Source organism: Lactobacillus amylolyticus (genome assembly GCF_003999355.1).
Taxonomy (GTDB): Bacteria; Bacillota; Bacilli; order Lactobacillales; family Lactobacillaceae; genus Lactobacillus; species Lactobacillus amylolyticus.
The window spans coordinates 715436-730497 of the sequence record NZ_CP031835.1; the positions used below are offsets into that span (position 1 = coordinate 715436).

General features: G+C 37.3%; 18 protein-coding genes. 1 reads left to right on the top strand and 17 read right to left on the bottom strand.

The window, feature by feature from the left end; genetic code table 11:
• Positions 1-12: 12 nt before the first annotated feature.
• The 16 genes from D0Z64_RS03620 to D0Z64_RS03690 form a co-directional block, all read right to left on the bottom strand.
• Positions 13-627, bottom strand: a complete 615-nt coding sequence (locus D0Z64_RS03620; protein ID WP_006352518.1) for a LysR substrate-binding domain-containing protein — start codon at positions 625-627, stop codon at positions 13-15.
• Positions 628-677: 50 nt separating this feature from the next.
• Positions 678-1574, bottom strand: a complete 897-nt coding sequence (locus tag D0Z64_RS03625; protein ID WP_040457350.1) for an aldose 1-epimerase family protein — start codon at positions 1572-1574, stop codon at positions 678-680.
• A gap of 144 nt (positions 1575-1718) precedes the next feature.
• Positions 1719-3095 (bottom strand): ATP-dependent protease ATPase subunit HslU, encoded by a 1377-nt coding sequence (gene hslU / locus D0Z64_RS03630; RefSeq protein ID WP_006352520.1) that lies wholly within the window; start codon positions 3093-3095, stop codon positions 1719-1721.
• Positions 3096-3104: 9 nt separating this feature from the next.
• Complete coding sequence (hslV, locus tag D0Z64_RS03635) at positions 3105-3629, bottom strand: HslVU peptidase proteolytic subunit (protein WP_006352521.1); 525 nt, start codon at positions 3627-3629, stop codon at positions 3105-3107.
• Entirely contained in the window at positions 3626-4549 is a 924-nt protein-coding gene (gene xerC, locus D0Z64_RS03640) for a tyrosine recombinase XerC (protein WP_006352522.1), read from the bottom strand. Before xerC ends, hslV begins: the two co-directional genes overlap by 4 nt.
• Positions 4549-5865 carry a methylenetetrahydrofolate--tRNA-(uracil(54)-C(5))-methyltransferase (FADH(2)-oxidizing) TrmFO gene (gene trmFO / locus D0Z64_RS03645; RefSeq protein WP_127345633.1) on the bottom strand — a complete coding sequence of 439 codons (1317 nt, stop codon included), beginning with the start codon at positions 5863-5865 and terminating at the stop codon, positions 4549-4551. Before trmFO ends, xerC begins: the two co-directional genes overlap by 1 nt.
• 87 nt (positions 5866-5952) lie before the next feature.
• Positions 5953-8061, bottom strand: coding sequence for a type I DNA topoisomerase (topA, locus tag D0Z64_RS03650; RefSeq protein WP_080881414.1), 2109 nt, complete (start codon positions 8059-8061; stop codon positions 5953-5955).
• Positions 8062-8096: 35 nt separating this feature from the next.
• Positions 8097-8975, bottom strand: a complete 879-nt coding sequence (gene dprA, locus D0Z64_RS03655) for a DNA-processing protein DprA (RefSeq protein WP_127345634.1) — start codon at positions 8973-8975, stop codon at positions 8097-8099.
• 76 nt (positions 8976-9051) lie between these two features.
• Positions 9052-9807, bottom strand: coding sequence for a ribonuclease HII (locus D0Z64_RS03660; protein WP_127345635.1), 756 nt, complete (start codon positions 9805-9807; stop codon positions 9052-9054).
• A complete protein-coding gene (ylqF, locus tag D0Z64_RS03665) occupies positions 9804-10643 on the bottom strand; it encodes a ribosome biogenesis GTPase YlqF (RefSeq protein WP_006352527.1) in 840 nt (279 codons plus the stop codon). The genes D0Z64_RS03660 and ylqF overlap by 4 nt, the downstream gene beginning before the upstream one ends.
• Before the next feature lie 34 nt (positions 10644-10677).
• Positions 10678-10839, bottom strand: coding sequence for a hypothetical protein (locus tag D0Z64_RS08505; RefSeq protein ID WP_241244159.1), 162 nt, complete (start codon positions 10837-10839; stop codon positions 10678-10680).
• 21 nt (positions 10840-10860) lie between these two features.
• A complete protein-coding gene (locus tag D0Z64_RS03670; protein WP_241244163.1) occupies positions 10861-11202 on the bottom strand; it encodes a hypothetical protein in 342 nt (113 codons plus the stop codon).
• 5 nt (positions 11203-11207) lie between these two features.
• Entirely contained in the window at positions 11208-11444 is a 237-nt protein-coding gene (locus D0Z64_RS03675) for a hypothetical protein (protein WP_127345636.1), read from the bottom strand.
• A gap of 171 nt (positions 11445-11615) precedes the next feature.
• The gene (locus D0Z64_RS08510) at positions 11616-11813 is read right to left on the bottom strand and encodes a hypothetical protein (RefSeq protein WP_241244165.1); all 198 of its coding nucleotides are present in this window, start codon (positions 11811-11813) and stop codon (positions 11616-11618) included.
• Positions 11814-11936: 123 nt separating this feature from the next.
• Positions 11937-12167 carry a YozE family protein gene (locus tag D0Z64_RS03685; protein WP_127345637.1) on the bottom strand — a complete coding sequence of 77 codons (231 nt, stop codon included), beginning with the start codon at positions 12165-12167 and terminating at the stop codon, positions 11937-11939.
• A 2-nt stretch (positions 12168-12169) separates the two neighbouring features.
• Complete coding sequence (locus tag D0Z64_RS03690; protein ID WP_127345638.1) at positions 12170-13021, bottom strand: DegV family protein; 852 nt, start codon at positions 13019-13021, stop codon at positions 12170-12172.
• A 119-nt stretch (positions 13022-13140) separates the two neighbouring features.
• On the opposite strand from D0Z64_RS03690, the gene trhA reads away from it, so the two are divergent.
• Positions 13141-13806 carry a PAQR family membrane homeostasis protein TrhA gene (trhA, locus tag D0Z64_RS03695; protein ID WP_127345639.1) on the top strand — a complete coding sequence of 222 codons (666 nt, stop codon included), beginning with the start codon at positions 13141-13143 and terminating at the stop codon, positions 13804-13806.
• A 39-nt stretch (positions 13807-13845) separates the two neighbouring features.
• On the opposite strand, the gene D0Z64_RS03700 is transcribed toward trhA, so the two are convergent.
• A complete protein-coding gene (locus D0Z64_RS03700) occupies positions 13846-15042 on the bottom strand; it encodes a CCA tRNA nucleotidyltransferase (RefSeq protein ID WP_127345640.1) in 1197 nt (398 codons plus the stop codon).
• Positions 15043-15062 lie beyond the last annotated feature (20 nt).

Sequence of the window (15062 nt, forward strand, 5' to 3'; positions counted from 1 at the left end):
TTTGTTCGCAAGTTAAAAGTCTAAATTCTTTTTTAAGGCTTGAGCAACTTGCTTAACCTCGTTTGTTGGCTCTTTTTTCATAACGACTACGTATTCTTGCTTAAGCTGTATTCCGTCTTTCAATAAAAACATTTTCTGCAATTTGGGGCTTTCAAAGAATTTAGCAGTATCTTCATTAAGCAAGAAATAACCTGATCCTGATTCAGCCATTAATGCTGCCTCATTAAAATTATCAACGGCAAGAAATGGACTTTTTATTCCTAATAAATCACGATGATAATGCAATTCTCCTTGCTCTTCATTCTTTTGCGTAACAAGCAGATTAGGAATTTTATCTAATTCACTTATTTCTATTGTTTGTTGTCCAGACATAAAATTCCCTGCTTGTAGTACAGCTTCTAAGCCAAACTCACTGACCTTAATTACCTGATAATTTGAGTAACCATGATCGCGAGGATCTGTTAAAGCAAGATCAATTTTATTTTCTTCAAAAGAATCCTCTATTTGATCCTGATACAGAGGAATTAATCTGATTTCTAATTGCAGATTTTTTTGCAAATATCTTTTTAATTTTTCAAGACGTGCCGTTCCAAAATTCTTGAAATATCCTAAGTTAATTGTTTTCATGACTTACCTCAAAATAAAAAGAAGCTTTGGCATTTCACCAAGACTTCTTTTTATTTTTCACTATGGAAAGTGATGCTAAAGCCAGCATTAAAGGTTTCACCCTTTGCTAGGTGATTCATGCCATACTTATCTTCCAATTTGCCATCCGCATCAGAACGATCGGCAATTCCCCACCATGGCTCAATGCAGACATAATTAGCTGTCTTTGGATATTGTGACCAAATTCCAACGAATGGGGCATTTCTAGTCCATACATTAATATGGAATTTACTGTTCTCGGTTCTAACTGAAATTTTATTATCGTGACCACTCAATTGATAAATCAGCGCATCATTCTTAAATAAATCATCGCTTAAGCCAATTAAACTATCAGTTGATGCCAATGAACGATTTGCCCAATCTAGCAAGCCTGTTTGTTTACTGATTGGAATCTTTACTCTTGCTTCTGATGGCTGCGTTGCAAAGTAAAAGTCTTCTTTTTTAACTTGAAGATCATCAACTGGTAAATTGAAACCAGGGTGTCCGCCGATGCCAAAAATCATTTCACCATCAGTCTTGTTGGTCACAATGAAGTTTTCTTCCAACAAATTATTCATTAAATTATAGTTTACTCTTAATTCAAATTTGAATGGATAAACCTTACGCGTTTCTTCGCTATCTTTAAGCAAAAATGTAATACTTTCATCACTTTGCTTTTCAACTATAAATTCACAATCTCTTGCAAATCCATGTTGACCTAAATGATAAGTTTTCCCTTGATAAGTATATTGATCATTCTTTAAACGACCAACAATTGGAAAAAGAACTGGTGCATGCCGATCCCAAATTGCGGGATCTGCTTGCCACATATATTCATAATCACTATGGACGCCCTTAACGCTTTGAATTTCTGCGCCTTTGCTTGAAATAGTGACCTTCAACATATTATTTTTAATTGTGTAATTCATTTTATTACCTTTATCCATATAAAAACAATAACAATGTGATCCCTTAGCGTTGATTGTATCATAATAGCGCTTTTATTGATATAGACCAAGCCTCACAAAAAATAAAAGAGGCAACAAAAATATTGTCTCTTTCATTTGTATTTTCTACAAAATAAACTTAGTAAGGTCTTTATTGATGATTACATCCTTAAGTTTTTCTTCAACGTAAGCTTCCGTTACAGTGATTTCGCCCATTTCCATATCAGGACCTTCATAAAGAACATCTTCAAGCAATTTTTCAAGAATGGTAGACAATCTACGAGCCCCAATATTATCTGTCCCTTGGTTGACTTCATAAGCAATCTCTGCGATTCGATCAACCGCTTCTTGAGTGAAAATCAATTTGATGCCATCAGCCTTCATCAAAGCTACATATTGCTTTAATAATGAGTTTTCTGGATCCTTTAAAATATGAACAAAGTCATCTTTCGTAAGTGCGTCTAATTGAACTCTAATTGGAAAACGTCCTTGCAATTCCGGAATAAGATCACTTGGCTTTGATTCAGCAAAAGCTCCAGCACCAATAAACAGGACATGATCAGTTGATAAAGGACCAAATTTTGTTTGGACTGTTGAACCTTCAACAATTGGCAAAATATCACGTTGAACACCTTCACGAGAAACTTCACCAGAAGTCTTTTTGTTACCAGCAATTACTTTATCAATTTCATCAATGAAAATAATTCCGTTATTTTGAGCACGTTCAATTGCTCGCTGATAAAGACTGTCATAATCAACCATTTTACGTGATTCTTCGTTAATCAATAATTCACGTGCATCTTTGACTGGCAAAGTTCGCTTTATCTTTCTCTTCGGTATCATATTGCTAAGCATTGAGCCTATGTCCATGCCCATTTGACCCATCATGTCACTCATTGGACTAGCTTTAGGCTTTTCTTCAACTTCAATCGTTACATCGCGATCTTCAAGCAATCCCTTATTCAGTTGCTCTGCAATAGTCATTCGCTTATTACGAATATCATCGTTTACTTCTTCATCGTCAAACTCTTCGTCATCTAAATTATTTAAGAAACTGAAAACAGAATCATAATGGTGTTCGTGCTTGATGCCTGGAACCAAAGCCTTAACTAATTCTTTATTAGCCTCTTTGGCTGCTTCTGGTCGAATTTCTTCAAATTCTTTCTTTTCTTCCATTTGAACAGACTTAGCTGCCAAGTCTCTAACCATTGATTCAACATTTCGACCAACATAACCTACTTCGGTAAATTTAGTTGCTTCAACTTTAACGAAAGGAGCTTCAACAATATCAGCCAAGCGACGAGCAATTTCTGTTTTACCTACACCAGTTGGTCCAGCCATCAATAAATTTTTAGGTGTGATATCTTTCTGCATTTGCTTAGGAAGCTGCATCCGACGGTAACGATTATATAAAGCAATAGCTACTGATTTTTTAGCTTCATCTTGACCAATAATATATTGATTTAATAACTCTACAATCTTTTTTGGAGTCTTAATAGCCATAACTACCTCCTATAGTTCATCAGTTGTAATCTGATCATCAGTAAAGACATCAATTCCTGAAGCAATTTTAACCGCCTCATGAGCAATATCGCTTGCACTCATTTCTTTCGCATGACGAGTCATCGCAATCGCTGCTGCTTGAGCATAATTGCCACCGGAACCAATTGCTACTACATTTTCATCAGGTTCAAGTACTTCCCCATTGCCAGAAATTAATAAAAGGTCTTTATCATCAAAAGCAATCAGCATTGCATTCAATTTTTGCAAAGTAGGATCTTTACGCCATGATCGTGCCATTTCAACAGCCGCTCTTCTCAAGTCGCCACTGTAGCTTTCAAGCTTGCCTTCAAGCATTTCTTGCAAACTTACTGCATCGGCAACACCGCCGGCGAAGCCAATTACTACACGATCATGGAAAATTCGACGAATCTTTTTAGCACTTGCCTTGGCAATAACTTTTTCACCTAAAGTTACTTGACCATCCCCAGCAATTGCAGTCTTACCATTAAATTTTACGGAACATATTGTTGTCATTTTGTCTTTTTATCCTTTCGTGAATTTCTTGGGAAAAATTTTTGATATTCATCTTGCAAGTGTGCCATTGTCACATGAGTATAGATTTGAGTCGTTGATAAATTTTCATGGCCCAATAGCTCCTGAACTGTTCTCAAATCAGCACCATTGTTCAGCATTGCAGTCGCAAAAGTATGGCGCAATTCATGCGGATGCACTTTGCCGCTTATTCCGGCCTTATTAAATGTCCTTTGCATGATATATTCAATCCCGCGATCTGTCAAAGGCTGACCCTGATTGTTTAAAAAGATAAAATCTTGATCAGCCTTGGATCCTAGCAGCTTTGGCCTTGCGTTTTCAAGATAATTTTGCAAAGCACTTTTCGTCTTATCATCAAATGCCACATAACGATCTTTATTGCCCTTTCCATGAACAAGTATCATTTGCAGATCAAAATCTACTTGATTTATTTTCAAGCTGCTAACTTCACTCACTCGCATCCCGGTTGTATAAAACAATTCGAATAATGCAAGATTTCGCTCAGTTAAAGCTGTATTGCCCTGTAAAGAAGAAATTACTTGCTTCATTTCAGGTGCATAAAAAAATTGAGGCAATTTGCGCTCTTCCGTGCGTAAAACAATCGTTTGCGTTGGATCAACCTTGATTAATTTTCTCTTCGCTAGAAAGCGATAAAACGATCGCAGACTGGACATTTTTCTCATTTGCGAATTTCTGGATAATTTTCGTTCAGCCATTGATTGAAGATAAACTTCGATATCACGTGTCTGAATCTTATCCCAATCAACAAAACCACCATTTTCTCGCCAAAAAGATTTTGCCTCTAGCAAATCCGTTTGATAAGAAAGAATTGTATTTTTGCTGTACTGTCGTTCATTTTTTAAATACGAAATAAACAAGGCTAATTTATCATTTTTAGGCATTAATCCAACACTTTATCTTTGAAAGCCGCTAAGCTGTTTAATCCGCGTTCACTAATCTTAAGATGTCTTTCTTTTTTATTGCGAATCTTTTTGCCTTCCAAGCTTGGCAAAAGTGCAAAACTTGCATTCATAGGTTGAAAATGCTTAGCGTCAGTTGTAGTTACATAATTTGCCATTGAACCTAAAGCAGTGTCAACCGGAAAGACAGCGGTATCTTTTCCTAAAGCTTCACGCGCTGCATTAATGCCCGCAACTAATCCAGAACCTGCACTTTCGACATAGCCTTCCACGCCAGTCATTTGGCCAGCAAAAAAGAGACCCTTTTGCTGCTTTGCTTCATAACTTGCATTTAATACTTCTGGTGAAGCCATGTAAGTATTTCGGTGCATTTTGCCATAACGAACGAATCTGGCATTTTCCAAACCAGGAATAAGTGAAAAGACTCGTTTTTGTTCACCGTATTTTAAGTGAGTTTGAAAACCAACAATATTGTACATTGAAGCTGCTGCATTATCCTGACGCAATTGGACTACTGCATAAGGCGTTTTTCCTGTTTTGGGATCTTCCAATCCTACTGGTTTTAACGGTCCAAATAGCATTGTTTTGGCGCCACGTGCAGCCATTACTTCAATTGGCATGCATCCATCAAAAACATCATTGTTCTCAAAGCCATGCATTTCAGCCGTTTCTGCATGAACTAGTTCTTGAGCAAACTTCTCATATTGTTCTTTATCCATTGGACAGTTAAGATAAGCCGCTTCACCACGATCATAGCGAGATTTCTTATAGACAATATTCATATCGATAGAATCTGCTGCAACGATTGGTGCTGCCGCATCGAAGAAATGCAGACTGTCAGTCCCTGAGAACTTTTGAATTTGACTTGCTAAAGCATCACTCGTGAGTGGACCTGTGGCAATTACCACAATTCCTTCTTTGGGAATTTCGGTAATTTCTTCATCATGAACTGTTACATTATCAAAACTCCGCAATTTTTTAGTAACATAATCGCTAAAAAGATCACGATCTACAGCAAGCGCTCCTCCGGCTGGTACCTGAGTTTTATCTGCAGCTTGCATAATTAATGAATCTAATTGTCGCATTTCTTCTTTTAGAAGGCCAACGGCGTTAGATAATTGATTTGAGCGCATTGAATTCGTACAAACTAGTTCCGCGAATTCACCAGTATGATGCGCTGGCGTCATTTTTCTAGGGCGCATTTCGTAAAGATCTACAGGAATACCACGTTTGGCAATTTGCCAAGTTGCTTCGCTTCCTGCCAGTCCCCCGCCAATCACTGTAACTTTTTCGGGCATTTAATCATCCTTTTTTAAAAAAATATTCTTATATAAATATATCATCAAACCGAAAAAGTTTGATGATATTAACACAATTTTTTTGTTTTATTTATCTTCGCGAGGCTCTTCACGATAATCGCCATTTGGACAAAGAACTGTAAGTCCCTTCTTTGATTTCTTCTGAACTAAAAAGTGACCATCATTTGGACAGTTTCTGCCAATTGGTTGATCCCAGGATACGAAATCACATTCAGGGTAACGAGAACAACCATAAAACTTACGGTTTCTCTTTGACTTTTTCTCGACAACATCGCCTTTGCCGCATTTTGGACAAATAACGCCAACCTTTTTAACAATTGGCTTAGTATTGCGACAATCTGGAAAACGAGAACAAGCATAAAATTTGCCATAACGGCCCATTTTTATAACCATTGGCGCACCACAAATGTCACAATTAAATCCAGCTGGCTCATCTTTTATCTGAACCTTTTCAATTTGCGTATCAGCCTTATCTAATTCTTTCTTGAATGGGTGGTAATATTCATCAACTACCTTAACCCAGTTTTTATTTCCGTCTTCAACGCTATCAAGGTCGCTTTCAAGCCGAGCCGTGTAATCAACATCCGTAATGTCAGGGAAAAATTCTTCAATCAAGCCATCAACAATTTCACCTAATTCTGTAGGCACGATTGAACGTCCCTCAAGTTTTACATAATAACGACGTTGAAGAGTATCAATTGTCGGTGCATAAGTAGATGGACGACCAACGCCATTTTCTTCAAGCGCATGAACCAAACTAGCTTCAGTATATCTTGCAGGAGGCAATGTAAAGTGCTGCTTATTATCAGACTTTTTCATTTTTACTTGATCGCCCTCATTTAAGTCAGGCAATTCAATATTCTTCTCCTGCTGGTTATCATAAACTTTGGTAAAACCGGCGAACTTCATCTTTGAACCAGTAGTCCGGAATACAACACCATTTTGGACAATATCTGCTCTAACCGTATCATAAACGGCAGGCGTCATTTCGCTAGCAACAAAGCGTGACCAAATAAGTTTATATAAGCGATATTGCTCAGTCGTTAAAACTTTCTTTAATGACTCTGGTGTACGATAAACACTAGTAGGACGAATAGCTTCATGGGCGTCTTGAGCATCTTCCTGATTCTTGAAGTGTCGTTGACTCTTAGCCGCATATTGTGCACCGTATTTTTCATGCAAAAACTTTGAAGCTTCTGCTTGAGCAACTGGTGAGGTTCTCTTAGAGTCGGTTCTCATATAAGTAATTAAACCAACAGTCCCTTGTCTGCCTAAACTGATTCCTTCATACAATTGCTGAGCAATGCTCATAGTTTTTCTTGTTCGGTACCCTAGGCGTTTATTAGCTTCTTGTTGCATAGTTGAAGTGGTAAAAGGAGCAGCTGGTTGTCTGCGTTTTTCACGGGTAACTACTTTTTCAACTGAAAATGCCTTTTTCTTATCGATTTTGGCTAAAATTTCTTTGACGGCATCTATATTAGGCAATTCTTTCTTTTTGCCATCAACACCATAAAAACTGGATTTAAATGTTTCTTTATCTTTATTGAATTCCGCATCAATCGTCCAGTATTCTTTTGGTTTAAAGTTTTTGATCTCTTTTTCGCGATCAATTACCAATTTAAGAGCTACTGACTGAACACGTCCAGCACTAAGGCCCTTCTTAACCTTAGCCCACAAAATTGGCGATAAAGAGTAACCCACAATTCTGTCTAAAACTCGCCGCGCCTGCTGAGCATTAACTGTATCCATATCAATAGTACGAGGATGCTTAAAACTTTCCTTGACGGCATCTTTAGTAACTTCGTTAAAAGTTACTCGATTCTTAGCCTTTTCGTCAAGATTTAGTGCGTGTGCTATGTGCCAAGCAATCGCTTCCCCTTCACGATCGGGATCGGATGCTAAATAGACATCTTTAGCCTTTTTAGCTTCACTCTTCAATTCCTTGATTGTGTCGCCTTTACCACGAATTGAAATATACTTTGGCTTGTAATTATTATCAAAATCGATCCCCATTTGTGATTTTGGCAAATCACGAATATGACCTTTTGAGGCAATTACATGGTAGTTGCGTCCTAAGTACTTTTCGATTGTCTTTGCTTTAGCAGGTGATTCCACGATTACTAAAGTTTTCTTGTTTTTGCTTCTGCCTTTTTTAGGTTTTGTTTTAGTAGGCATTGAATGCCTCCTTATTTTTTATTTTAAAATGTACGCTATTCAGAGAATAAAATACTACTCTCTAAGTTGTCAAATCTTTCTTTTTTCAATTCATAATCAATAATCGGTGTTGCACCGGCTTCAATTAACCGGTTAGGCCCTTCCGATAAAACACTTGTAACAGGTCCAGGCACAGCGTAGACATCTCGATTTTCTTGCAAAGCCAGATTGGCCGTGATAAGTGAACCGGATTTTTCTTTTGCCTCTGTTACTATGACGATCTCACTGATGCCTGCCAATAGTCGATTCCGCTGTGGAAACCTAAAAGGCCGTGGCGGTGTATCGGGAAGATATTCACTCAGCAAAAGTCCAGAAGAGGCAATTTGTTCTTGCAAGAAATGATTTTGCATTGGATAAAAATGATTAAGCCCATTACCCAGGACAGCAATCGTTCTGCCATTATTACCTAAGGCAGCCTGGTGAGCCATAGTATCTACTCCCTTGGCAAGACCGCTGGCAATAACGATTTTCTGCTTAACTAACCCCGGTACCATTTTGTTGATTACTTCTTGACTATAAGCAGTCGCAAGCCGAGAACCAACGATCGTTGCGATCTTCTGATTCAGTAATTCCAAATTGCCACGAGCAAACAAAATTAACGGTGGCTGATAAATTTGACGCAGTCTTTCAGGATATTCATTGTCGAAAAAGCTAATTACTTTGCACTGCTGACTAATTCTTGAAACTGCTAACCCGGCCCGATCATCCCGATATGCTTTTAAACAAGTCTCTCTTAAAGCAAGCGGCAAATCCAAAGCATTCAATTGAATTGGATCGATCTCTTCGGTATCCAGTTGCGTCGCAATTTGCAACATTTTTACATAGCCAATACCTTTTTGCAATTTTAATCTAAGTAAAAAATCTGATTTATTCATGAAATAAAAACCCTCCATTACTAATTACGCAAAATAGAGAATTTTTACCGAAAAAAGTTCAATTTTTATAAAATTTTTACTTAAAAAAATCGCTAACCGGTGCAAAAGTCTTACGGTGAATTGGGGTCGGCCCATATTTTTTTAGTGCAGCCAAGTGCTTTGCTGTCCCATATCCAGCATTATCTGGAAAATCATATTGATGATAAATTTTAGCATAATCATCCATCAATTTATCTCTAAATACTTTAGCCACAATTGAAGCAGCGGCAATAGAATTAGACTTGGCATCCCCCTTAATGAGCTTTACTTGTGGCAAGTCGACAGGTACGTTCATCGCATCGACCAAAAGCGCATCAGGTTTCTGATCTAAATCAAGCACGGCTTCTGCCATTGCTTGTCGATCAGCCTCATAAATGTTAATTTGATCGATTACTTGCGGGCTTTTTACACCCACAGCTACACTAATTGCCTCAGATAAAATTTTCGGATAAAGAGCCAATCGTTTTTGTGGACTCAACTTTTTAGAATCATTAACATCAAGCAAATCGAAGTGATCGTCAATAATTACTGCTGCAGTTACTACTGGGCCAGCAAGAGGACCACGACCAACTTCATCTACACCAGCTACAATCTGACCCTTTTGCCAAAATTTTTTCTCATAAGTAAAACGCTCAAGAAAGGCTGACTTCTTTTTTGCCAGCTTCTCTTGTTTTTGCTGATAAGATGCCAATAATTTCTGTACGCCACTTCTAGAGTCACCTTTTAATTGCTCAAGCTCATCAGAGGAAACCTGTCCACTATTAAGAAGTGCTTTTATTTCTTTAATTGTCATAACCGATCTAGAGTAATCCTTCCAATTTTACCTTTGCGCAAACGTTGAAGCATATAGAGACTAAATCGATCATAATCATCCCGCATGCCGTATACCTCTGTCATTGCCAATAAGAGATCTTGATCTCCAATTTTCTCGATCTCTTCTTTTGGACAGCGTGCAAATTTTATTAGATCCTTGAGATAATATTTTCGCAAACTCTTAAGTACGAACAAAGCAACATCATCTGCATGAAAAATTGTATCTTTAATTGCACCAAACGCAGCCAGTTTGTAGCCAACAGCTTGATCTTCAAACTTTGGCCATAAAATCCCTGGTGTATCCAAAATCTGAATATTATATTTTGTTTTCAGCCAGCTTTGACCCTTAGTAACTCCTGGCCGATTGCCAACTTCAGCAACATTGCGCCCTACCAAACGATTTATAATCGTTGATTTGCCACAATTCGGAACACCAGCTAGTGAAATACGAATGGTTGGATTAGATGCGCCCTTTGCTTCAAGTTTTTTGGTTTTTGCCATCGCTGCCTTTTTGATCATATTGATCAAAAATTTCATATTCGTATTATGCAGCGAATCCATTGCAATCACAAATTTTCCAGGTTGTTGCAGCTTTTTTTGCCAAAGCTTGGTCATGACAGGATCTGCTAAGTCCGCCTTGTTTAAAATAATCAGATGTGGTTTCTTGCCCACTAGTTCTTCAATCATAGGATTTCTTGATGATTCTGGAATTCTAGCATCAAGAACTTCAACAAAGACATCAATTAAGCCCAACTTATCTTCAAGTTGATTACGGGCCTTATTCATATGCCCCGGATACCATTGAATTTTTGCCATTTTACTTCTCCTTTTATCTATACCATTTTATAACTTATTCATCTTCAGAATGCAAAAATAAAACTTCAGCTAGCAGAATCTCACGATACAATGACAGAAAACCTTCACGGTATTCTTGCTTTTGCTGAGCAATTTGTCCTAGATAATTTCTCTCAAGGCGAGAAGCATAACGATATATTTCATCCCTAAACTCCAATTCATCCGCAGATGGCTCTTTTTACTTAATTAATTTACGCAATTCTCTCAAAAAATCACGCATTGAAGTATTATCAATTTGTGCATGCAAATCGAACTTAAGCTGTTTACGGATCTTCTTTGGCAGATACAGTTTTTTCAGTTCACTTAGAGCATAATTGACCATTTCTACTTTAACCTGATCAATGGCGGCCTCTTGTTCTTCATCAGATTTTTGTCTTGGCAAAATAAAACGAAAAATGACGGTAGGAATCAATAAACTAAAAATAATCAGTGCTGCTTCACTAAATAAAATCAAATGAAAGCGTCCACTGCTGATTAGATCCAGCGTGTAAGCAAGAGCAAAAGTAACTGCACCATGCACCCCACCTAAAGCAAAAGAATGGCTGTAGTAGAATGAAAAGTACTTTGGACGAACTTTAAATTACGCCGTGAAAGCCCCTGTCTAAATAAAACCAAAATCGCGGAAGCGATTAAGCCAAAAATAATACCTCTCAGCATTGAATACGGAAAATCGACAACTGTATGCGCAATTTCCAGCTGTCTGGATAAATACCAGCTAATTGCCATGTTAAGCAAAATAATGCCGGAAGCATCATTAAACAAAGATTCATTTTTCAGATGATGCTCAACAATTTAAGCCATGAGTGACGGATTCGGCTGCCGTCGCATCTGTTGGAGCAGATATTGAAGCCAAAATAAGGCCAAGCGGAAGTGAAAGACCTAACAGCCACTTTAAACTGAAAGAAGCAGCGACAGCAATTAATAAGATCATAATTACAGTGATACTAATAATTGACTTCCAACTACGCGAGATATTGTAAAGACGATTTTTTGACCTTCAAAAAACAGCAAAGGTGCAATGATCAATCCCATAAACAGTTCTGGCTTAAACGATATTAATTCGTTGCCAAAAACTAAGGCCAAGATCATTCCTAATACTAGAGCAATATAATTAACAGAAATCTTTCTCAAAAAACAATTCTGAATAATTCATTGCCGCACTTGCCACTAGGCACATACCGATTGCAAGAAGTATTGCATGCATAAAATTTCCTTCTTAAATAAAAAAGTCCCTTGGAGGGACTTAAATTTGCATTAATAACTCATTTTTTCGCGATACATTTCATAAGCACGATCGAAAATTGTCATGCTTGACAAATAACCAGCATTCAATTCCAAATAGTCCGACAACTTTTCATAATCCTGTTCTTGTTTTGGAAAAGTTTGATCATGCTGAGCATCATTAGCGAATTGCGCAACTTCGTCAGTTGAATCAGGATCTCTCTGAGTCATTAAAAAACGATAAAAACTTTCTCGATATGCCATTTTTACTCCGTATAATAAAGAATCGCATAAGCACCATTACCTGCATGAGTTGCAATAATTGGGCTTGTTTCTCGAACTAGAACATTGATTTCTGGATTTATCTCTTTAATTTTTTGAGCCAATTTTTCCATCACTTCGGGAGTGTCAACGTATGAAATGCCTACTTCATGAATTTTATCTTTATTTACGGCAATATCATCCAATACACGTTGGTCAAAAGCTTTAGAAAATTTCTTGCCACGTCCCTTTTTAGCCACTTCTAGATTGCCACCAGGCATGTGCAATTCAATTCGAATATTAAGAAGAGTGGCTATTTTACCGGCTAATGGGCCTAAACGTCCACCCTTGATCAAATTATTCAGATTAACAACCATCATCCGCAATTTTTGATTTTTCTTAATGTGGTCGACATGAGCCAAAATTTCATCAAGCGTTTTACCTGCTTGACTGTCTTTAGCAGCTGCCAAAACTTGAAAGCCTTCTGCTCGATCAGTCAATTCAGAATCAACAATGTGAACTTCATCTGATTTTCCAGCAATTTCAGCTGCTTGTCTTGCCGCATCAATCGTCCCACTCAAAGTCTTGGATAAGAAAATTCCAATGACTTCGCTTCCGTCGGAAGTTAAATCTTTAATTACATCTACAAAACGACCGATTGAAGGTTGACTGGTTTTGGGCAATTCTTCAGATTCATTCATCTTTTTGACAAAATCGCGTCTGGAAATGTCAACACCATCAACATAATTCTTGCCATCAATTGTAATCGTTAATGGTACAACAGTAATATTATATTTTTTAATTTCTTCTTGAGTTAATTGGACGGAAGAATCCGTCATAATCTTAAATTTTGACAACGTATTCGCCCTCAATTCTAAGTTGCTCACTTTTTATGATAAAATATGAGCAAGTAACAATACAGTTAGTATATCAAAAAAATTAGTTAAGAAAAAAGATTGATTGGAATTGTTTTATCATGAAATTAAAAGAACTTTGGCAGGAGCCTAAACAAAGATCAAAAACTTATTACATCCTTGACAACATTTTCAGCGCAATTACCCATGGAGTTGGCTTTGGATTAGCAGTCGCTGGACTAGTGGTTTTAATCGTTAAAGCCGCTTCAACTGGGGATGCAATGAGAATTGTGACCTTTACGATCTATGGTTCATGCCTCGTTTTACTATATTTATTTTCTACTTTATATCATAGTTTAATTTTTACCAGAGCCAAGAATGTTTTTCAAATTTTTGATCATTCATCGATTTTTCTTTTAATTGCTGGTTCCTATACCCCTTATTCCTTGGTGGCCATCGGCGGGGCCTGGGGGTGGACTCTTTTCGGCCTAATTTGGGGACTGACAATTATTGGCATCATTTATTACATTTTCAATCGCGGCAAGCATGTCATTTTTGACACAATTTTATATGTTGCAATGGGTTGGCTTGTAATCCTATCGGGCAGTTATCTCTATGTACGATTGACACCTGTTGGCTTCTGGCTGCTTGTTGGCGGTGGAATTGCTTACACCGTTGGTGCCATTCTCTACAGTATGAGAAATATTCCGTTTATTCATGTTATTTGGCACTTGTTCGTAATGTTAGGTTCAATTTTGATGTACTTTTCAGTTTTGCTTTATGTTTAATATTTAATAAAAAAAGTTTGGTCTTGCTAACCAAACTTTTTATTTGCTTTCTAAAAATTCACCAATTGCTGCTTCACTATTCTCCAAATTTCCAGCAACAACTTCTTGTTTAATTTCTTCCAGGAGCTGCCCTAATTTAGGTCCAGGACGAATACCATTTTCAATTAAAAAGCGCCCATCTACAGCCAATTCTGAAGTATCTTTAATTGGCAAAGCTAAATAACGATCTACTAAGGCTTCTGAATCAACCGGCTGACCTAAAATATGCGCAACATCAATTGTATTGAGCAAATTTTTTTTGCCGATTTCAAACAATTCATAATCGCCAGGCACATGATCAGAAAGCGCATCAAAAAATGAAACAATTTGTTCAACTTCATTCGTCATTGCATTAGAATTTTTCCAATCGCGCATAAAGGTCCCAATTTTGTCATTTTGAATTTTAAGCAGAATAATAATTATTGACCATAAACTGGTTTCCAAGGCAGGACTAAATTGCAATTGAGGAAAAACAGATAGCAACTCGCTTTTACCAGCAAAATCAGGTACATCCTCACTTAGTTTGGTATCAAGAAAGACCTGAAAAGCTTCTCTTGCATTTGGCCCTAAGCCCATTTTGACAAATTCATCCCGAATTCTTTCAACCGAGATCTTTTTTAGCAATTGATGGTGATCTTCGATTGCTTTTTGGGTATTTTCTTCTAAGTCAAATTTGAGTTGACTCATAAATCTAACTGCTCGCATCATGCGAAGAGCATCTTCATGAAATCTCTTCTCTGGGTCGCCTACAGCTCTGATGACCTTCTTTTTTAAATCACTCAAACCATCAAAAAGATCCAGAATTTGACCATCGGTATTCATTGCCAATGCATTGATCGTAAAGTCACGTCTTTTAAGATCTTCATCTAAATTCTGTACAAAAGTAACATGATCCGGTCGACGAAAGTCTTGATAGCCGGATTCAGTTCTAAAAGTTGTAATTTCATAGCTGTTGCCGTTATAAAGTACAGTGACTGTGCCATGCTTAATTCCAGTATCAATCGTTTTAGCGAATTGTTCTTTAACTTCTTCAGGGTAAGCACTTGTGGCAATATCAACATCATGAATATGTCGGCCCAATAAAACATCTCTAACTGAACCACCAACAAAATATGCTTCATAACCTGCTTGTTCTAATATCTTCAAAACCGGCATCGCATCTTGAAAAATATTAGGTAATTTTTTTAATTTCATCATCAATTTTTTATTTCACCGTT

Bases quoted from the DNA above. Each gene is read 5' to 3' on its own strand.
- D0Z64_RS03620 (WP_006352518.1), bottom strand. From the start codon at position 627: ATGAAAACAATTAACTTAGGATATTTCAAGAATTTTGGAACGGCACGT.
- D0Z64_RS03625 (WP_040457350.1), bottom strand. From the start codon at position 1,574: ATGAATTACACAATTAAAAATAATATGTTGAAGGTCACTATTTCAAGC.
- hslU (WP_006352520.1), bottom strand. From the start codon at position 3,095: ATGGCTATTAAGACTCCAAAAAAGATTGTAGAGTTATTAAATCAATAT.
- hslV (WP_006352521.1), bottom strand. From the start codon at position 3,629: ATGACAACAATATGTTCCGTAAAATTTAATGGTAAGACTGCAATTGCT.
- xerC (WP_006352522.1), bottom strand. From the start codon at position 4,549: ATGCCTAAAAATGATAAATTAGCCTTGTTTATTTCGTATTTAAAAAAT.
- trmFO (WP_127345633.1), bottom strand. From the start codon at position 5,865: ATGCCCGAAAAAGTTACAGTGATTGGCGGGGGACTGGCAGGAAGCGAA.
- topA (WP_080881414.1), bottom strand. From the start codon at position 8,061: ATGCCTACTAAAACAAAACCTAAAAAAGGCAGAAGCAAAAACAAGAAA.
- dprA (WP_127345634.1), bottom strand. From the start codon at position 8,975: ATGAATAAATCAGATTTTTTACTTAGATTAAAATTGCAAAAAGGTATT.
- D0Z64_RS03660 (WP_127345635.1), bottom strand. From the start codon at position 9,807: ATGACAATTAAAGAAATAAAAGCACTTCTTAATAGTGGACAGGTTTCC.
- ylqF (WP_006352527.1), bottom strand. From the start codon at position 10,643: ATGGCAAAAATTCAATGGTATCCGGGGCATATGAATAAGGCCCGTAAT.
- D0Z64_RS03685 (WP_127345637.1), bottom strand. From the start codon at position 12,167: ATGGCATATCGAGAAAGTTTTTATCGTTTTTTAATGACTCAGAGAGAT.
- trhA (WP_127345639.1), top strand. From the start codon at position 13,141: ATGAAATTAAAAGAACTTTGGCAGGAGCCTAAACAAAGATCAAAAACT.
- D0Z64_RS03700 (WP_127345640.1), bottom strand. From the start codon at position 15,042: ATGATGAAATTAAAAAAATTACCTAATATTTTTCAAGATGCGATGCCG.